An 18,346-nucleotide genomic window follows, 5' to 3' on the forward strand; every position below is an offset into this window, starting at 1 on the left:
CTGCGCGTCACGGGGGAGCGGCGTTAGCGTGGCTCCCGAACACCTGTTCGGTTCCCGCTCGCTCCCAGCCCGATCCCGTCACCCAGGAGGTATGCCGTGCGTGTCCTCGCCGTGGACCCCGGGCTCACGCGCTGCGGCGTCGGGGTGGTCGACGGGGTGCCCGGGCGCAAGCTGACGCTCGTCGAGGTCGGCGTCATCCGCACGCCCTCCGGCGACCCGACGCCGAAGCGGCTCGTCGCCGTCGAGGACGAGATGCGCCTCTGGTTCGCCCGACACCGGCCCGAGAGCGTCGCCATCGAACGCGTCTTCGCCGACACCAACGTCTCGACCGTCATGGGCACCGCCCAGGTGACCGGCATCGTCATGATCATGGCCGAGCGCCTCGGGCTGCCCGTCACGCTGCACACCCCGACCGAGGTCAAGGCAGCGGTCAGCGGCAGCGGCCGCGCCGACAAGGCCCAGGTGACGACGATGGTCACGCGTCTGCTCGGCCTCGACAAGGCTCCGAAGCCCGCCGACGCCGCCGACGCCCTCGCACTCGCCATCTGCCACGTCTGGCGCGGCGGCACCCAGACCCGTCTCGACCAGGCCCGCGCCGACGTCCTCGCCCGCACGGGGACCCGGCCGGGCGGCATACCCCGACGGGTGCCCCCCGGCGCCCGCTCAGCCCGACCCCTTCCTGGAGCCCAGCCACGATGATCGCCTCACTGTCCGGAACCGTGCTCAAGGTCGGCCTCGACACCCTCGTCCTCGGTGTCGGCGGCGTCGGCATGCTCGTGCACACGACACCGGCCACCGCGACGTCGGTGCGGCTCGGCCAGCCCGCGGAGCTCGCCACCTCGCTCGTCGTGCGCGAGGACTCCCTCACGCTCTACGGCTTCGCGACCGACGACGAGAAGCTCGTCTTCGAGACCGTCCAGACGGTGTCGGGCGTCGGCCCGCGCCTCGCCCTCGCGATGCTCGCCGTCCACTCGCCCGACGCGGTGCGGGTCGCGCTGGGCACGGGCGATCTCGTGGCCCTGACCAAGGTGCCCGGCATCGGGCGCAAGGGCGCGGAGCGTCTCGTCCTCGAGCTCAAGGACAAGCTCGGCGCGCTGCCCGGGTCGGCGGCGACGTCGGCAGCAGTGCCGCTCGACACGGGGGAGGTGTGGCGCGAGCAGGTCAGAGAGGCGCTCGTCGGCCTCGGGTGGACGGTGCGCCAGGCCGACGACGCCCTCGACCGCGTGGCCCCCAGGGCTGCCGAGGGCGCGAGCGTGTCAGCGCTGCTGAGGGCCGCCCTCCAGGAGCTCGGTCGATGACCCGCGCGGCGCCCGGAGGCCGCGGCGGCGGGGACGGCGGGGGCAGCTGGGACGGCGCGGGCACGTGGGACGGCGCCGTCGAGGTCGGCGACACCGACACCGAGCGCTGGGCCGACGGGTCGTTCGATGCGACCGCCCGGGTCGTCGACGCACGCCTCGACGACGACGCCGAGACCGACGAGCGCCAGGTCGAGGTCGCGCTACGCCCCAAGCGGCTCGACGACTTCCCCGGCCAGGACCGCGTGCGCGAGCAGCTGAGCCTCGTGCTCACCGCTGCCAAGCGGCGCGGCACCCCGCCCGACCACGTCCTGCTCTCCGGGCCACCGGGGCTCGGCAAGACGACCCTCGCGATGATCGTCGCGGGCGAGCTCGAGCAGCCGATCCGCATCACCTCGGGCCCGGCGATCCAGCACGCGGGCGACCTCGCCTCGGTGCTGTCCTCGCTGGCCGAGGGTGAGGTGCTCTTCCTCGACGAGATCCACCGCATGTCGCGGTCGGCCGAGGAGATGCTCTACCTCGCGATGGAGGACTTCCGCGTCGACGTCATCATCGGCAAGGGTCCGGGGGCGACCGCGATCCCGCTCGAGCTGCCGCCCTTCACCGTCGTCGGGGCGACGACCCGGGCTGGGCTGCTTCCGGCTCCACTGCGCGACCGCTTCGGCTTCACGGGGCACCTCGACTACTACGCGGCCGCCGACCTCGTGACGATCCTCCACCGATCCGCGCGCCTGCTGGGCGTCGACGCCGACGAGGACGCCGTGCGCGAGATCTCCCTGCGCTCACGCGGCACCCCCCGCATCGCCAACCGGCTGCTGCGTCGGGTGCGTGACTGGGCGCAGGTGCACGGCGAGCACCACGTCAACCTCAAGGCCGCCCGCCACGCCCTCGAGCTCTTCGACGTCGACCAACGCGGGCTCGACCGGCTCGACCGGGCCGTCCTCGAGGCGCTCTGCCGCCGTTTCGGCGGGGGGCCGGTGGGCCTGTCGACGCTGGCCGTCGCGGTGGGGGAGGAGCCCGACACCGTCGAGACCGTGGCCGAGCCCTATCTCGTCCGCGAGGGCTACATGGTCCGCACCCCGCGGGGGCGGGCCGCCTCCGCCCAGGCGTGGGAGCACCTCGGCCTGACCCCGCCCCGCGACGCCCAGAGTCTCTGGTCGGCCCGCCTGCCGCTCGGTGACGACTCGTCGGGACGCTTCGACGGATGACGGCCTCACCCGCGGTGCCGGCGCCGGCACCGCGTTCTGCATCCAAAACGTGACCCAGCGAGCGGTCCCGAGGCCCCCGTGGAGTCTGACAAACTGCACCGTCGCACGTAGACTCCTGCGGGCACCATTGCCGCTGCCGCGGCACTATCCGGTGCGCCTGGTCGTTGACGCGACGAACTCACTCGAGGTGGCCCCCTGCGCCGCCCGCCCGGCTGCACCGTGCCCGCACGGCGCAGCGGACGAAGACACGAAGGATCGAGCCTGATATGAGCAACAACGGGACTTTCTCGTTGCTGATTTTCGCCCTGCCGCTGCTGTTGCTCGGCTGGTTGTTCTACACCCAGAACAAGCGGATGAAGCAGATGCGCAACTTCAGCAGCTCCCTCAACGTCGGCGACCAGGTGATCACGTCCTCCGGCATCTTCGGCACGATCCGGCACCTCGACGACGCCAGCGGCTGGCTCGAGATCGCCGACGGCGTGACGATCCGCGTCGACCGCCGCGCCATCGCGATGAAGCAGAGCGACGCGCTCGCGGGCGCCGGCACGGCCACGACGTCGACGGGCACGACCGGCTCGGCTGACACGGCGACCGGCTCGGTGGACCCCACGAACGACGCCGACACCGACCGCACCCCCGGTTCGACCCCCGGTTCGACTCCCGGTTCGACTCCCGGTTCGACCCCCGGCTCGTCACAGTCAGGTCAGTGAGACCTTCGTGGCACGCACGAACACGAAGAAGTCCGCAGTCCGGCACCTGCTCGGCCTGCTCGTCGTCATCCTGAGCCTCGGCGTCCTCGCCGGCGGTCTCGCCGTCTGGGGCGGCGGCTCCACGACCCCCCGTCTCGGGCTCGACCTCGAGGGCGGCACCGAGATGGTCCTCGAGCCCGTGCTCGAGAGCGGCCAGCAGGTGAGCGCCGGCCAGATCGACCAGGCCGTCGACATCATCCGCCAGCGCATCGACGCCAACGGCGTGTCCGAGGCGGAGATCGCGACCCAGGGCGGCAAGAACATCGTCGTGTCCATCCCGGGCACGCCGACCACCGAGCAGCTCGACGCGATCCGCAAGCCGTCGCAGCTGCGTTTCCGCCCGGTCTTCGTCCAGGCCTACGGCGACCCGGGCTCCGCGGTGAAGCCGTCGACCACCCCCACGGGCACCTCGACCGGCACGTCGACCGGCACGTCGACGGGCACGCCGACGGGCACGGGCACGCCGACCGCCGCGACACCCTCGACCAGTGCGACGGCCCAGAACGGTGTGGTCCCGCCCGCCCTCAGCGCGGCGACGACGCCGGCGACGCCCACGGGCACCGCCTCCGCGACGACGCCTGCCGCCTCCACCGCGCCGACGACCACCGCGCCCGCTCCGACCGCCGCCGAGACGGAGGCCGCGGTCAAGGCCCAGGTCAGCTCCGGTCTCGTGACGATGGGCTGGGACAAGGCGAAGGCCGACGAGGCCGCCGCGAAGGTCGCCAAGGAGTACGTCGCCCTCGACTGCACGAAGCCGGGCGCCCTCGAGCGCGTCTCCGACCTCAAGGACGCGCCGATGGCGACCTGTGGCGCCGACGGCGTCACGAAGTACGTCCTCGGCCCCGTCGAGATCGACGGCAGCGAGATCGCCGACGCGACGAGCGGCTTCCAGCCCGGCCCCAACGGCCAGCCCACCTCGATCGTCGAGGTCGCGCTGTCGTTCAACCAGGCCGGCGCCAAGAAGTTCGCCGAGGTCACGAAGCGTCTCTACGGCCTCCAGAGCCAGCCGCCGCTCGACCAGTTCGCCGTCGTCCTCGACAAGTCGGTCATCACGGCGCCTCAGGCGCGCGCCGTGATCAGCGACGGTCGCGCGTCCATCACCGGCTCGTTCACCATCGACTCCGCCAAGCAGCTCGCCCAGCAGCTGAAGTTCGGTGCGCTGCCGATCTCGTTCGCGCTGCAGACCTCTGACAACATCACGCCCCAGCTCGGCGAGGAGCAGCTGCGCATCGGCCTGCTCGCCGGCTTCATCGGCCTCATGCTCGTCGTCGTCTACTCGCTCCTCCAGTACCGCGCCCTCGGGCTCGTCACGGTGGCCTCGCTCATCGTGGCCTCGATCATCACCTACCTCGCGGTGACGGTCCTCGGCACGACGCACGGCTTCCGCCTGACGATGGCGGGGGTGACCGGTCTCATCGTGGCCATCGGTGTCACGGCCGACAGCTTCATCGTCTACTTCGAGCGCATCCGCGACGAGGTGCGTGACGGGCGCCCGCTCGTCGCGGCCGTCGAGACCGGGTGGAAGCGCGCCCGACGCACGATCATCGCGGCCGACACGGTGAACTTCATCGCTGCCGCCGTGCTCTACTTCCTCGCGTCGGCCAACGTTCGCGGCTTCGCGTTCACGCTCGGCCTCACGACGCTCATCGACCTGCTCGTCGTCATCCTCTTCACCCACCCGACGGTCCAGCTGCTCGCCCGCACGAAGTTCTTCGGCGGCGGCCACAAGTGGTCGGGGCTCGACCCGCAGCGCCTCGGCGCGAAGGAGGAGGTCCGCTACCGCGGCGCCGGCCGCTTCGGTCCGGCCCGTCCGACGTCGGGCCAGGCCTCCGGCCAGACGGGCACCGGCGCACCCGCGGGCGCTGCCGCGCCGGCCGGTTCGAGCCGACTCTCCCAGCGGAAGGCGTGAGCATGCTGAACTTCTCGCAGGTCGGCAACGACCTCTACACCGGCAAGCGGTCGATCGACTTCATCGGCCGGCAGAAGACGTGGTACGCCATCTCCGGCGTGCTCGTCATCCTCGCCCTCATCGGCATCTTCGCCCGCGGTCTCAACTTCGGCATCGAGTTCAGCGGTGGCTCGGAGTTCCGCGTCCAGGGCGTGAGCAACAGCCAGGACTATGAGCAGAAGGCGCAGTCCGCTGTCGGCGAGGCCGGCATCGGCGGCAACGTCGTCGCGACCGTCGTCGGCCAGGACACCGTCCGGGTCCAGACGGAGGCCGCGTCGGAGCGCACCGGGGAGGCCCGCGCCGCCCTCGCCAGGACCTTCGGGGTGCAGGAGGGGGCCGTCAGCGCCTCGCTCATCGGTCCGAGCTGGGGTGAGACGGTCAGTCAACAGGCCATCAGAGGTCTGATCGTCTTCCTCGTGCTCGTCACGCTGGTCATGGGCCTCTACTTCCGCACGTGGAAGATGGCGGTGGCGGGTCTCGTGGCCCTGCTGCACGACCTCGTCATCACGGTCGGCATCTACGCCCTCTTCGGCTTCGAGATCACGCCGTCGTCGATGATCGGCTTCCTCACGATCCTCGGCTACTCGCTCTATGACACCGTCGTCGTCTTCGACAAGGTGCGCGAGAACACCGCCGAGGCCTTCGCGTCGAAGCGGATGACCTACCGTCAGGCCGCCAACCTCGCCGTCAACCAGACCCTCGTCCGCTCGATCAACACGACGGTCGTCGCCCTGCTGCCGATCGCCGCCGTCCTCTTCGTCGGCTTCACGATGCTCGGCCCGGGCACCCTGCTCGACCTGTCGCTCGCCCTCTTCATCGGCATCGCGGTCGGCGCCTACTCGTCCATCTTCATCGCGACGCCGCTGCTCGTCGACCTCCGGCGCAAGGACAAGGCCGTGGTCGACCTCGACCGCTACGTCGCCCGTCACGGGTCCAAGGGCACCGGCCGCGACGCGCTCATGGGCACGCGCCCGGAGGGCGCCCCGGAGCCGGCCGTCGTCGGAGCCGACAGCACGGGTGCCGCCGACGAGCAACCGGTCGACGCGGCATACCGCCCGGTGCACCGGTATGCGCAGGCGGGCCCACGCAACCAGCCCAAGCGCGCCCCGAAGTCGAAGCGCTGACCGCCGTGAGCGACATGGCCGCCCTCGTCGCGAGCAGGCTGCGTGACATCCCGGACTTCCCCCAACCGGGGATCGTCTTCAAGGACTTCACGCCGCTGCTCGCCGACGGGGCCGCCTTCGGCACCCTCGTCAGCGACATCGCTGAGCGCTACCGCGGCACGGTCGACGTGCTCGTCGGCATCGAGGCGCGGGGGTTCATCCTCGCCGCAGCGGTCGCCTACGAGCTCGGTCTCGGCATGGTCCCGGTGCGCAAGGCCGGCAAGCTGCCGGGCGAGACCCTCAAGGAGTCGTACGCACTGGAGTACGGCACCGCCGAGATCGAGGTGCACACCGACGCCTTCGAGCCCGGTCAGCGGGTGCTCGTCCTCGACGACGTGCTCGCCACCGGAGGCACCGCCGAGGCGTGTGCACAGCTCGTCGAGCGGGCCGGGGCGAGCGTCGCCGCGATCGAGGTGGTCCTCGAGCTGGCCTTCCTCGGCGGCCGCTCGCGCCTCGACGGACATGTGGTCAACGCGATCCTGACGGTCTGAGCTTGCACACGGCGCCTAGACTCTCTTCATGAGCGAGGACGTCCGCAGCGAGCTCTCCACCCCGTCGCGGGTGCGAGCCCGCTTTGCCCGTTTCGGGGCCACGAGGCCCGCGGGCAACCCTGTCCTCGAGCCGCTCATGACGGCGGTGCGGCAGAACCACCCCAAGGCCGACGTCTCGATCATCGAGCGGGCGTATGCCGTCGCCGAGCGCGCGCACGACGGCCAGATGCGCAAGAGCGGCGACGCGTACATCACGCACCCGCTCGCGGTGACGACGATCCTCGCCGAGCTCGGCATGACACCGCCCACTCTGGCGGCGGCGCTGCTGCACGACACCGTCGAGGACACGGCATACAGCCTCGATGAGCTGCGCGCCGACTTCGGCGACGAGATCGCGATGCTCGTCGACGGCGTGACCAAGCTCGACAAGGTGACCTACGGCGAGGCCGCCCAGGCCGAGACCGTGCGCAAGATGGTCATCGCGATGGCCCGCGACATCCGGGTCCTCGTCATCAAGCTCGCCGACCGGCTGCACAACGCCCGCACGTGGCGCTACGTCAGCGAGGAGTCGGCCAAGCGCAAGGCCAACGAGACGCTCGAGATCTATGCCCCGCTGGCGCACCGGCTCGGCATGAACACCATCAAGTGGGAGCTCGAGGACCTCGCGTTCGCGACCCTCTACCCCAAGGTCTACGACGAGATCGTGCGGCTCGTGGCCGAGCGGGCGCCGGCCCGCGAGGAGTACCTCGCCGGGGTGCGCAGTCAGGTCATGGACGACCTGACGGGCGCCAAGATCAAGGCGGTCGTGACGGGCCGGCCCAAGCACTACTACTCCGTCTACCAGAAGATGATCGTGCGGGGCCGTGACTTCGAGGAGATCTACGACCTCGTCGCGGTCCGCGTCCTCGTCGACACGGTCCGCGACTGCTACGCGGCGCTGGGTGCCCTCCACTCGCGGTGGAACCCGGTGCCGGGCCGGTTCAAGGACTACATCGCGATGCCGAAGTTCAACATGTACCAGTCCCTGCACACGACGGTCATCGGCCCGCAGGGCAAGCCGGTCGAGATCCAGATCCGCACCCACACGATGCACCGGCGTGCCGAGTACGGCGTGGCCGCCCACTGGAAGTACAAGGACACCGCGGGCAACGGCGGGGGGGCGCGGCCGGGCGAGATCACGCCCCAGAACGACATGGCGTGGCTGCGCCAGCTGCTCGACTGGCAGCGCGAGACCGAGGACCCGGGTGAGTTCCTCGACTCGCTGCGCTTCGAGATGGGCAGCAGCGAGGTCTACGTCTTCACCCCCAAGGGCTCGGTCGTCGCCCTGCCCGTGGGGGGCACGCCCGTCGACTTCGCGTATGCCGTCCACACCGAGGTCGGCCACCACTGCATCGGTGCGCGCGTCAACGGCCGGCTCGTGCCGCTCGAGTCGACCCTCGAGAACGGCGACGTCGTCGAGGTGCTCACCTCCAAGGCGGACGGCGCCGGCCCCTCGCGTGACTGGCTGCAGTTCGTCAAGAGCCCGCGGGCCCGCAACAAGATCAAGCAGTGGTTCTCCAAAGAACGGCGCGAGGAGGCCATCGACGCGGGCAAGGAGGCGATCGCGAAGGCGCTGCGCAAGCAGAACCTCCCGCTCCAGCGCCTCATGAGCCACGATTCGATGACGGCCGTCGCGACCGACCTGCGGTACCAGGACATCGAGGCGCTCTATGCCGCCGTCGGCGAGGGCCACGTCTCCGCCCAGCACGTCGTCGGCAAGGTCATCGCCTCGATGGGTGGCGTCGAGGGCGCCACCGAGGACCTCGCCGAGGCGACCGTGCCGACCCGTGCGGCCTCGCGCCGGCGTCCCGGTGACCCCGGCGTCGTCGTCGTCGGCACTCCCGACGTGTGGGTCAAGCTCGCGAAGTGCTGCACGCCGGTGCCGGGTGACCCGATCCTCGGCTTCGTCACGCGCGGCGACGGCGTCTCCGTGCACCGTGTCGACTGCACGAACGCATCACAGCTGACCGCCAACCCGGAACGGCTCATCGACGTCGAGTGGGCCCCGAGCTCGGCGAGCGTTTTCCTCGTGCAGCTGCAGGTCGAGGCGCTCGACCGCAACCGCCTCCTCAGCGACGTCACGCGCGTGCTCTCCGACCAGCACGTCAACATCCTGTCGGCCTCGGTCCAGACCTCCCGCGACCGCGTGGCGATCTCGCGCTTCACCTTCGAGATGGGCGACCCCGCACACCTCGACCACGTCATCAAGGCGGTCCGCAAGATCGACGGGGTCTTCGACGTCTACCGCGTCAACGGCAGCAAGTCGACGGACGCCGTCCTGCGCACGCGCCCCTGACCCTCCGCGCGAGGCCGGCCCCTGCACCAGCAGGGACCGGCCTCGTCGACGGGTGGCTGGTGTCAGCCGCCGAACTCGGCCACGCCGGCGCGGGCCTGGTCGAGCCAGACCTGCCGCGCCTCGAGCGCCTCGCGGGCCTTCTTCACCTTGCTCGCGCTGCCGGACGCCTCCGCCTTGGCGAGGTCGTCCTGAAGGTCTGCGACTGCGCGCTCGAGCTGGTCGACCATCGCCCGGGCACGGGCTGCGACCTCGGGGTTGCTCGACTTCCACTTGCGGTCCTCGGCATCGCGCACGGTCTGCTCGACCCGGCGCATCGCCTTCTCGACCCGCTCCATGTCGGCGCGGGGCACCTTGCCGGCCGCATCCCACTTGTCCTGGATCGCGCGCAGCTGTGCCTTGGCCTTCTCGAGGTCGGTGACCGGCAGGATCGCCTCGGCCTCGACGAGCAGGGCCTCCTTGACGGCGAGGTTGCCCTTGAACTCCTCCTCCTCGGCCGCAACGACCTCGTCCTTGGCGGCGAAGAAGCTGTCCTGGGCCGCCTTGAAGCGGCTCCAGAGGCGGTCGTCGTCGGCCCGGCTCGCCCGGCCGGCTCGGCGCCACTCGTCCATGAGGCGCTTGAACGCGCCGGCTGTCGCGGCCCAGTCGGTGCTCGAGGCGAGGCGCTCGGCCTCGGCGACGAGGCGCTCCTTCGTGGCCTTGGCCTCTCCGTGGGCGGCGTCGAGGCCCGCGAAGTGGGTGCGACGCGCCTTGTCGAAGCCGTTGCGGGCCGCGCTGAAGCGGGTCCACAGGTTCGACTCGGTCTCGCGGTCGAGTCGGGTGGCGGAGCGCTGGTGCGCCTTCCACTCGTCGAGCAGCTCACGCATACGGGCGCCGCTCGTCTTCCACTGGATCTTGCTCTCCGGCTGGCCGGCGATGCTCTCGGCCTCGGCGACGATCGCCTCGCGCTCGGCCGTTGCGGCCGCGCGGGCCTCGGCCCGGTGCTGCTGCTCGACCGTGCGCTTGCTCGCGATGCCCGACTGGATCTCGTCGAGCTTGGCCGCGAGGGCGTCGAGGTCACCGACGACGGCTGCGTCCTTGACCTGCGCAGCCAGCGTCTTGAGGCCGTCGGCGACGTCCTTGGAGGGCACCTCGGGCAGGGCGAGCCGCTGCTCGAGCAGCACCGCCGAGGCGAACAGCTCGTCGTACTTGCGGGCGAAGTAGGTGATGGCCTCGGCATCCGTGGCGCCGGGGTAGGAGCCCACCTCGCGCTCACCCTCGGGGGTGCGCACGAAGACGGTGCCGTTCTCGTCGACGCGCCCGAACGCAGCCGAGGCCGAGTGGTCGGTCTCGGGGACCGCGGGGGCGACCGGCGCCACCGGGTGCGGCGCCGTGCGAGCGAGAGCTGCGGGCGTGGGGATGGCACTCGGCTTCGGCACAGCCACGGCAGCGGGGGAGGGGGCCTCCTCCTCGGCGGAGGGGCCCTCCTCGACGGGGGTCTCCGCCGGCGCCTCGGTAGTCTCCTCGACGGGTGCCTCTCCGGCGACGGGAGCCTCTTCGGCGACGGGAGCCTCTTCGGCGACCGGTGCCTCCTCGGCGACCGGTGCCTCCTGGGCGACCGGTGCCTCGGCAGCGGGGGCCTCCGTGGACTCCACCGACTCGAGGACATCAGCCACCTCGGCGGCGGCCGGCTCCACCGCTGCGGCGTCGGCACCGGTCTGAGCGCCCTCGTCGGGCGTGTCGGTCTGTTCCGGGGTGTCCGTCGGCGCTGCGGTCTCCCGCTCGCTGTCGTCCGGGCCGGGGTGCTGGGTGGTGTCCGTCATGCCTTCTTCTCCGTCACGCTGACACTGAGGATGCTGATCGGGGAGACCGGGGTCCCGTCCGTCGGGGTGGGCGGAAGGGCCTTGTTGGCGGCGATCTTGTCGACGATGTCGAGGCCCTTGGTCACCTTCCCGAAGATCGTGTAGCCGCCGCCGTCAGTGGGCAACTGGGTTTCCTTGTAGGTGATGAAGAACTGGCCGCCGTTGGAGTTGGGGTCCTGGGTGCGGGCCATGGCAAGCGCCCCGGTGGGGTACGTGCCGTCCTTGGGGGCGTTCTCGATGCCGAAGGTGTAGCCGGGGCCGCCCTGGCCGGTGCCCGTGGGGTCGCCGCACTGGAGCACGTAGATGCCCTCGGTCGTGACCCGGTGGCAGGGGCTCGGCGCCCAGAAGCCGGTCTTGGCGAGGTTGAGGAACGACGCGACGGTCTGCGGGGCCGCCGCGCCGTCGAGCTCGAAGACCATGTCGCCGCACGTCGTCTTCACCGTGGCGACGAACGTCTTGCCGGCCGCGGCCGCCTTGGCCGGCACCGCGGTCTGCTGCTTCGGGGCCGTCTGCGCGGGCGGGGGCTTCGTGCAGCCGGCTGCGAGCTTCTGCCCCTCGAGGAGGCCGTTCGCGCCCGTCGCCGCCGTGGCCGGGGTCGTCGCCGGGGTGGTCGAGGCCGCGGCGGGCGTGGGGGTGTCATCGCGCCCGAAGAACTGCGGCACGATGATCACGGCAGCGAGGACGAGGATGACCGCGAGGATCACGCCGAAGACCTGCTTGTCGCGCGTGGCGTCGCCCACCGGGGGCTTTTCGGTCTTCTGGTGCTCTTCGTAGCGGCGGCGCGCACGTGCGCGTTCCTGCTCTTTGGTCACGAACCTCTCCTCGAACGGGCCGCGTGGGCTCTCCCCGGGCGTTCGGTCATTTTATGGACACTGCACGGTGGGCTCGTGCCGGAGGGGGTCACGAGTACGTGACATCTCCCCGCTCAGCACGCTGGAGTGCCCCCCGACGCGGTATGCCGTCCGCCTCCCGACGCTCGCGCACTAGGCTCCCAGCGTGCTGACGATCGCGTTCCCGGCCCAGGCCTTCGACACGAACTGCTACGTCCTCGCCACCCAGGCGGGGGAGGAGTGCGTCATCGTCGACCCCGGCATCGGCGTCGTCGAGACGCTGCGCGAGGTGCTGACCGAGCAACGGCTGCGGCCGGCCGCCGTGCTGCTGACGCACGGTCACGTCGACCACGTCTACTCCGTGACACCGGTATGCGGTACCGACACGGCGGCCTACATCCATGCCGACGACCGCTACCGCCTCCACGACCTGCTCGGACGCAGCAACCCCGGTCTCATCGCGATGCTCGAGCAGCAGTTCGGCACGGCGGCGACCTGGACCGAGCCGACCAACGTCGTCGAGATCGGCGACGGCACGCGCCTGACCCTCGCGGGCCTCGACGTCGACGTGCTGCACGCGCCCGGCCACACCGAGGGCTCCGTCATGTTCGGCCTCGACCGGGTGCCCGACGGCATCGCCGAGCAGGTCGACGTCGACCGCACGATGGTGACGGGTGACGTCCTCTTCGCCGGCTCGATCGGACGGACGGACCTGCCCGGCGGTGACCCGGCCGCCATGCAGCGCAGCCTGCGCGACGTCGTGCTGCCCCTGCCCGACACGACCCTCGTGCTGCCCGGCCACTACCAGGCCACGACGATGGCCCACGAACGCCTGACCAACCCCTACCTGAAGGACCTGTCCGCGTGAGCACCCCGTCCCGTCCCGCCGTGAAGGTCACCCCGATCAGCGGTTTCCCGGAGTACCTCCCGTCCGAGCGCATCGTCGAGCAGCGCTTCCTCGACGTCATCCGCGAGACCTTCGAGCTGCACGGCTTCAGCTCGATCGAGACCCGCTCGATCGAGCCGATCGAGCGGCTCAGCGCGCAGGGCGAGGACGCCGACAAGGAGATCTACGCGGTCTCGCGCCTCGCCGGCGGCAGTGACGAGGACGCGCGCTGGGGTCTGCACTTCGACATGACGGTGCCCTTCGCGCGCTACGTGCTCGAGAACGCCGGCAAGCTCGCCTTCCCGTTCCGGCGCTACCAGATCCAGAAGGCCTGGCGCGGCGAGCGACCGCAGGAGGGCCGCTACCGCGAGTTCACGCAGGCCGACATCGACGTCGTCGACGTCGGGCAGCTCTCGGCGCACTTCGAGGCGGAGATGCCGCTCGTCATCGCGGACGTCTTCAGCAAGTTCCCGGTCGGCGAGTTCGTCATCCAGGTCAACGACCGCAAGATCCCGAACGGCTTCTACCAGGGCATCGGCATCACCGACGTCATCGGCACGCTGCGCATCGTCGACAAGCTCGACAAGATCGGACCCGACAAGGTCAAGGCGCTGCTCGTCGAGTCGGGCACGACGCCGGAGCAGGCCGACCAGTGCCTCGCCCTGGCCGCCATCCGCTCGACCGACCTGGGCTTCGTCGACCAGGTGCGCGCGCTCGGTGTCGAGCACCCGCTGCTCGACGAGGGTCTCGAGTCCCTCGCCAACGTCATCCGCACGGGCATGGCCAACGCGCCGGGCACGCTCGTCGCCGACCTGCGGATCGCCCGCGGTCTCGACTACTACACGGGAACCGTCTACGAGACCCAGTTCATCGGCCACGAGGACTGGGGCTCGTTCTGCTCCGGCGGCCGCTACGACGCCCTGGCGAGCGATGGCCGTACGACCTACCCGGGCGTCGGCATCTCGATCGGCGTCACCCGCATCCTGGGCCTGCTCATCGGGCGCGGGCTCGTCACCGCCTCGCGGTCCACGCCTGCCGCCGTGCTCGTCGCGCTCACCGACGACGAGGCGCGGCACGAGGCCGTCGAGATCGCGACGGCGTTGCGCCGCCGTGGTATCGCCTGCGAGGTGGCGCCGAGCGCCGCCAAGTTCGGCAAGCAGATCCGCTACGCCGAGCGGCGCGGCATCCCCTTCGTGTGGTTCCCCGCAGCGGGGGAGCACGGCGAGGTCAAGGACATCCGCTCCGGTGAGCAGGTGCCCGCAGACCCCGCGACGTGGACCCCTCCGGCCGAGGACCTCCACCCCCAGGTCACCCGCACCGACACCCCCTGATAACCCCCAAAGCCCGACCCCCCCCTCGTCGAGTGCCCAGTTCTCAACATGCCGGGGCGTCGAGAGATGAGCACTCGACCTCGGAGGTGCCCGCCCGGCCCGCACCCCTCTCGTCGAGTGCCCAGTTCTCGACATGCCGGGGCGTCGAGAGATGAGCACTCGAATGGGCCGGGCTGCTTGGAAGTGGGCACTCGACTGGGGGCGTCGGGTCAGGGGGCAGACCGGGGCGGGGGCGGGCGCAGGCCCTGGTCGCGCAGCTCGAGCAGGGCGAGCTCGCGGATGACGGCACGATCCTGCCGGCGCCACGCGCCGGCGGGGTCGTCCGAGACCTTCGCGAGCGCCCGCATCGGCTGTCGTGCCATGGCGCGCAGCGCGAAGAGGTCCAGGTCCTCACCCGCGTCGATGAAGCGCTGCGACTGCCTGGCCGTGCGCACGAAGCCGATCCGCACGTAGAGCCAGACCGCGACGACGATCGAGATCGGTGCGAGCGCTGTCGCCAGCCCGAGCCCGAGCGCGAGCCGGTCGATCGTGTCGGCCATCGAGGCGCCCGCGTCGCGCAGCGTCGTGCCGGAGCCCGCGGCCTGCGTCAGCCACGTGCGCAGCTGGTCGCCGACCAGCGGGATCTGCCCGGCCTGCTCGCCGGCGCCGGTCAACGAGTCGTTGACCGACTGCCCGGCCGAGGTGATCGAGTCGGCGGGGGAGCGCAGGCTGGTCACGAGGTCGTGGACCTGACGGCCGGCATACACCCACAGGCCCACCCACAGCACGATGAAGGCGTCGGCGAGCAGCTGCCGCGTCCGGCGGGTCGGGGTGTCCGCATACAGCTTCATGGCGCCTCTCGGAGTCACGCGGGGGTCGGTCGGAACCGATCGACGCGGCCCAACCTACTGGCCCCGGATCGTGCTGGTGCAGAAGTGGTCTGGCCATCGATCACACGCCGTTAGAGTGGCCTCGCGGCCCTGCACACGGTCGCCGGCCAGGCAACGACGCCCGGCGCGACGTGGTGAGTCCGGAAGGATGTGCAGCATGAAGGTCGGCATTCCACGCGAGGTCAAGAACCACGAGTACCGCGTGGCCATCACCCCATCAGGCGTGCACGAGCTCACCGAGCACGGACACGAGGTCTTCGTCGAGAAGGACGCCGGCGTCGGGTCGCAGATCAGCGACGAGCAGTACGTCGCCGCCGGCGCCCGCATCATCGGCTCGGCCGACGACGTGTGGGGCGAGGCCGACATGGTGCTCAAGGTCAAGGAGCCCGTGGCGGAGGAGTACCACCGCATGCGTGAGGGCCTCACGCTCTTCACCTACCTCCACCTCGCCGCCGACAAGCCCCTCACCGAGGAGCTCGCCGCCCGCAAGGTCACCGGCATCGCCTACGAGACGGTGCAGCTGACCTCCGGCGCCCTGCCGCTGCTCTACCCGATGTCCGAGGTGGCCGGGTGCCTGGCGCCCCAGGTCGGCGCGCACTCGCTCATGCGGGCCGAGGGTGGCCGCGGCGTGCTCATGGGCGGCGTCGGTGGTGTGCAGAACGCCAAGGTCGTCATCCTCGGCGCCGGCGTGTCCGGCCAGAACGCCGCCAACATCGCCCTCGGCATGGGCGCCGACGTGACGCTGCTCGACACCGACCTCGACAAGCTGCGCATGTCGTTCTGGCGCTACGACAACCAGGTCCACGGCCTCGCCTCCTCGAAGCTCACGGTCCAGGAGCAGGTGCTGCAGGCCGACCTCGTCATCGGTGCCGTCCTCATCCCCGGTGCCGCCGCCCCCAAGCTCGTCACGAACGACCTCGTCGCGCAGATGAAGCCCGGCTCCGTCCTCGTCGACATCGCCATCGACCAGGGCGGCTGCTTCGAGGACTCACGGCCCACGACGCACGCCGACCCCACCTTCCAGGTGCACAACTCGGTGTTCTACTGCGTCGCCAACATGCCGGGCGCCGTGCCCAACACGTCGACCTACGCCCTCACCAACTCCACACTGCCGTATGCCGTGAAGCTGGCCAACCAGGGATGGCGCGACGCGCTGCGGAGCGACCACGCCCTGGGCCTCGGCCTCAACACCTACGACGGCCACGTCACCTACGGCCCCGTCGCCGAGGCTCACGGCATGACCTCGATCTCCTTGGAGGAGGCCCTCTCCTGACCCAGGACGTCACGACCGGGCCACCCACGGTGCGCCTCACGCCTCTCGAGCGTGACGTCCGTGGGTGGCTCGACCACGTCCGGGTCGAACGCGGCGCCTCCGACAACACCCTGTCCTCCTACGCCCGTGACCTTCGCGCCTACATCGCCTTCCTCGCGGGCCGCCACATCGGGGATGCCGCACAGGTCACCGAGGCCGACGTCACCGACTTCCTCGCCTCGCTGAGCGAGCGGGGCCTCGCGCCGTCATCGGCGGCGCGCACCCTCGTGGCCGTGCGCGGTTTCCACCGCTTCCTCGCGCTCGAGGGGCAGGTCGCCACCGACCCGGCCGCTGCGGTCCCCCCGCCGCGGCCACCCTCACGCCTGCCCAAGGCCATCCCCGTCGACGCAGTCGAGCGGCTCCTCGCCGCGGCGTCGGTCGGCGACACGCCCGAGGCGCTGCGCGATCGGGCCCTGCTCGAGATCCTCTACGGCACGGGCGCCCGGATCAGCGAGGCGGTCGGGCTCGACGTCGACGACCTCGACCTCGGCGCGCGCCACGCCGACCCCGGAACGGGGCCGGCGGGCACCGGCGACGCGACCCCGGGCCTCACGACAGCGGCCACGCGCCTGCGGGGCAAGGGCGGCAAGGAGCGCGTCGTGCCGGTCGGGAGGTACGCGGTGGAGGCCGTCACGGCATACCTCGTGCGGGCCCGGCCCGTGCTCGCGGCGCACGGTCGCGGGGGGCCGGCCCTGCTGCTCAACGCGCGTGGCAACCGGCTCTCGCGCCAGTCGGCCTGGGCGATCCTCCAGCGCGCGGCCGAGCGAGCCGGCCTGTCCGAGCACGTGTCGCCGCACACGCTGCGCCACTCCTTCGCCACCCACCTGCTCGACGGCGGCGCCGACGTGCGCGTCGTGCAGGAGCTGCTCGGGCACGCCTCGGTGACGACGACGCAGATCTACACGATGGTCTCGGTGCACCGACTCCGCGAGGTCTACGCGGGCGCCCACCCCCGGGCCCGCTGATAGGGTCACGAGTGATCAGCGAGAGGCTGAACGCAGCACCAGCAGCGAGCCGAGCGGAGTGGGACAGCCGGTGAACGAGGAGTCACACGAGACCATGGAGACCAGCGAGTCCCTGCAGTCGTCGGTGCCGTCGCAGCCGTCGCAGCCGTCGGAGCCGTCGCACGAGCGCAGCAACGCCGTGCCTCGAGCGCGCAGCGCCGGGCCCGTGCCGCCCGCCGCCCCGCGCGCCGACGCACGTGAGCGCGACGAGAGCGCTCCAGTGCGTGGGGCCGGCGGCGCCGCCCTCGGCCCGACCGGTCGCCCCCTCGTCGAGTTCCCCGACCCCGAGCCGCTCACGAGCCACGGTCCCGCCCGCATCATCGCCATGTGCAACCAGAAGGGTGGCGTCGGCAAGACGACGACGACCATCAACCTCGGCGCCGCGCTGGCCGAGCTCGGGCGCAAGGTGCTCGTCATCGACTTCGACCCGCAGGGCGCCCTCTCGGTGGGCCTCGGGGTCAACGCCCAGGAGCTCGACCTCACGATCTACAACCTGCTCGTCGAGCGGGGGCACGAGATCCACGAGGTCATCACGCCCACGAGCACCCCCGGCCTCGACCTCGTGCCGGCCAACATCGACCTGTCCGCCGCCGAGGTCCAGCTCGTCGGAGAGGTCGCCCGCGAGATGGTGCTCGCGCGCGTGCTGCGGCCTGTTCTCGACGAGTACGACGTCATCCTCATCGACTGCCAGCCCTCTCTCGGCCTGCTCACCGTCAACGCGCTCACGGCCGCGCACGGCGTGCTCATCCCGCTCGAGTGCGAGTTCTTCGCGATGCGCGGCGTCGCACTGCTCATCGACACCATCGACAAGATCACCGACCGGCTCAACCCGCGCCTCAAGGTCGACGGCATCCTCGCGACGATGTACGACTCACGCACCCTGCACAGCCGCGAGGTCGTGCGATCGGTCGTCGACCACTTCGGCGACCAGGTCTTCCACACGGTCATCAGCCGCACGGTGAAGTTCCCCGACGCGACCCTGGCCGCCGAGCCGATCACGACGTACTCCTCGGACCACTCCGGCGCCAATGCCTACCGCCAGCTCGCACGGGAGCTCATCGCCCGCGGCGACGCCGCCTGACCGGCC

General features: G+C 71.2%; 16 protein-coding genes. 13 read left to right on the top strand and 3 right to left on the bottom strand.

Annotated elements, in window-relative coordinates:
- Window positions 1-96 precede the first annotated feature (96 nt).
- From ruvC to FBY41_RS16805, 8 genes are all read left to right on the top strand, one after another.
- Complete coding sequence (gene ruvC, locus FBY41_RS16770) at window positions 97-699, top strand: crossover junction endodeoxyribonuclease RuvC (protein ID WP_141845427.1); 603 nt, start codon at window positions 97-99, stop codon at window positions 697-699.
- Window positions 696-1,298, top strand: a complete 603-nt coding sequence (ruvA, locus tag FBY41_RS16775; RefSeq protein WP_141845428.1) for a Holliday junction branch migration protein RuvA — start codon at window positions 696-698, stop codon at window positions 1,296-1,298. Before ruvC ends, ruvA begins: the two co-directional genes overlap by 4 nt.
- Window positions 1,295-2,503: a Holliday junction branch migration DNA helicase RuvB gene (gene ruvB, locus FBY41_RS16780; protein ID WP_260439853.1), complete on the top strand. Its 1,209-nt coding sequence runs from the start codon at window positions 1,295-1,297 to the stop codon at window positions 2,501-2,503. Before ruvA ends, ruvB begins: the two co-directional genes overlap by 4 nt.
- A 266-nt stretch (window positions 2,504-2,769) precedes the next feature.
- Entirely contained in the window at window positions 2,770-3,213 is a 444-nt protein-coding gene (gene yajC / locus FBY41_RS23650) for a preprotein translocase subunit YajC (RefSeq protein WP_221629328.1), read from the top strand.
- Between the two features lie 7 nt (window positions 3,214-3,220).
- Window positions 3,221-5,161 carry a protein translocase subunit SecD gene (secD, locus tag FBY41_RS16790; RefSeq protein ID WP_141845429.1) on the top strand — a complete coding sequence of 647 codons (1,941 nt, stop codon included), beginning with the start codon at window positions 3,221-3,223 and terminating at the stop codon, window positions 5,159-5,161.
- 2 nt (window positions 5,162-5,163) lie between these two features.
- Window positions 5,164-6,324, top strand: coding sequence for a protein translocase subunit SecF (gene secF / locus FBY41_RS16795; protein WP_141846236.1), 1,161 nt, complete (start codon window positions 5,164-5,166; stop codon window positions 6,322-6,324).
- A 14-nt stretch (window positions 6,325-6,338) separates the two neighbouring features.
- On the top strand, window positions 6,339-6,854 hold the full coding sequence (locus tag FBY41_RS16800) for an adenine phosphoribosyltransferase (RefSeq protein ID WP_141846240.1): 516 nt from the start codon (window positions 6,339-6,341) through the stop codon (window positions 6,852-6,854).
- A gap of 28 nt (window positions 6,855-6,882) precedes the next feature.
- Window positions 6,883-9,189 carry a RelA/SpoT family protein gene (locus FBY41_RS16805; protein WP_141845430.1) on the top strand — a complete coding sequence of 769 codons (2,307 nt, stop codon included), beginning with the start codon at window positions 6,883-6,885 and terminating at the stop codon, window positions 9,187-9,189.
- A gap of 62 nt (window positions 9,190-9,251) precedes the next feature.
- Here FBY41_RS16805 and FBY41_RS16810 read toward each other — a convergent pair whose 3' ends face one another.
- Both FBY41_RS16810 and FBY41_RS16815 read right to left on the bottom strand, forming a co-directional pair.
- Complete coding sequence (locus FBY41_RS16810) at window positions 9,252-10,988, bottom strand: DUF349 domain-containing protein (protein ID WP_260439854.1); 1,737 nt, start codon at window positions 10,986-10,988, stop codon at window positions 9,252-9,254.
- A complete protein-coding gene (locus FBY41_RS16815) occupies window positions 10,985-11,839 on the bottom strand; it encodes a peptidylprolyl isomerase (RefSeq protein ID WP_141845431.1) in 855 nt (284 codons plus the stop codon). Before FBY41_RS16815 ends, FBY41_RS16810 begins: the two co-directional genes overlap by 4 nt.
- A gap of 184 nt (window positions 11,840-12,023) precedes the next feature.
- Between FBY41_RS16815 and FBY41_RS16820 the strand changes: the two genes are divergently transcribed.
- Window positions 12,024-12,725 carry an MBL fold metallo-hydrolase gene (locus FBY41_RS16820; RefSeq protein WP_141845432.1) on the top strand — a complete coding sequence of 234 codons (702 nt, stop codon included), beginning with the start codon at window positions 12,024-12,026 and terminating at the stop codon, window positions 12,723-12,725.
- Window positions 12,722-14,074: a histidine--tRNA ligase gene (hisS, locus tag FBY41_RS16825; RefSeq protein WP_260439855.1), complete on the top strand. Its 1,353-nt coding sequence runs from the start codon at window positions 12,722-12,724 to the stop codon at window positions 14,072-14,074. Before FBY41_RS16820 ends, hisS begins: the two co-directional genes overlap by 4 nt.
- Before the next feature lie 209 nt (window positions 14,075-14,283).
- On the opposite strand, the gene FBY41_RS16830 is transcribed toward hisS, so the two are convergent.
- Window positions 14,284-14,904 (bottom strand): hypothetical protein, encoded by a 621-nt coding sequence (locus tag FBY41_RS16830; protein WP_141845433.1) that lies wholly within the window; start codon window positions 14,902-14,904, stop codon window positions 14,284-14,286.
- Between the two features lie 196 nt (window positions 14,905-15,100).
- Between FBY41_RS16830 and ald the strand changes: the two genes are divergently transcribed.
- The 3 genes from ald (at window position 15,101) to FBY41_RS16845 (ending at window position 18,340) form a co-directional block, all read left to right on the top strand.
- Window positions 15,101-16,216 carry an alanine dehydrogenase gene (gene ald, locus FBY41_RS16835; protein ID WP_260439856.1) on the top strand — a complete coding sequence of 372 codons (1,116 nt, stop codon included), beginning with the start codon at window positions 15,101-15,103 and terminating at the stop codon, window positions 16,214-16,216.
- A 29-nt stretch (window positions 16,217-16,245) separates the two neighbouring features.
- Window positions 16,246-17,220, top strand: coding sequence for a site-specific tyrosine recombinase XerD (gene xerD, locus FBY41_RS16840; protein WP_260439857.1), 975 nt, complete (start codon window positions 16,246-16,248; stop codon window positions 17,218-17,220).
- Window positions 17,221-17,314: 94 nt separating this feature from the next.
- On the top strand, window positions 17,315-18,340 hold the full coding sequence (locus FBY41_RS16845) for a ParA family protein (RefSeq protein ID WP_260439858.1): 1,026 nt from the start codon (window positions 17,315-17,317) through the stop codon (window positions 18,338-18,340).
- The last annotated feature ends 6 nt before the right edge of the window (window positions 18,341-18,346 follow it).

Origin of the sequence: Humibacillus xanthopallidus (assembly GCF_006716675.1) — a bacterium.
Taxonomy (GTDB): Bacteria; Actinomycetota; Actinomycetes; order Actinomycetales; family Dermatophilaceae; genus Humibacillus; species Humibacillus xanthopallidus_B.

Coding starts and splice junctions, on each gene's coding strand:
- ruvB (WP_260439853.1), top strand. CDS start 1,295: ATGACCCGCGCGGCGCCCGGAGGCCGCGGCGGCGGGGACGGCGGGGGC.
- yajC (WP_221629328.1), top strand. CDS start 2,770: ATGAGCAACAACGGGACTTTCTCGTTGCTGATTTTCGCCCTGCCGCTG.
- FBY41_RS16805 (WP_141845430.1), top strand. CDS start 6,883: ATGAGCGAGGACGTCCGCAGCGAGCTCTCCACCCCGTCGCGGGTGCGA.
- FBY41_RS16800 (WP_141846240.1), top strand. CDS start 6,339: ATGGCCGCCCTCGTCGCGAGCAGGCTGCGTGACATCCCGGACTTCCCC.
- ruvA (WP_141845428.1), top strand. CDS start 696: ATGATCGCCTCACTGTCCGGAACCGTGCTCAAGGTCGGCCTCGACACC.
- FBY41_RS16810 (WP_260439854.1), bottom strand. CDS start 10,988: ATGACGGACACCACCCAGCACCCCGGCCCGGACGACAGCGAGCGGGAG.
- FBY41_RS16830 (WP_141845433.1), bottom strand. CDS start 14,904: ATGAAGCTGTATGCGGACACCCCGACCCGCCGGACGCGGCAGCTGCTC.
- ald (WP_260439856.1), top strand. CDS start 15,101: ATGAAGGTCGGCATTCCACGCGAGGTCAAGAACCACGAGTACCGCGTG.
- secF (WP_141846236.1), top strand. CDS start 5,164: ATGCTGAACTTCTCGCAGGTCGGCAACGACCTCTACACCGGCAAGCGG.
- FBY41_RS16845 (WP_260439858.1), top strand. CDS start 17,315: ATGGAGACCAGCGAGTCCCTGCAGTCGTCGGTGCCGTCGCAGCCGTCG.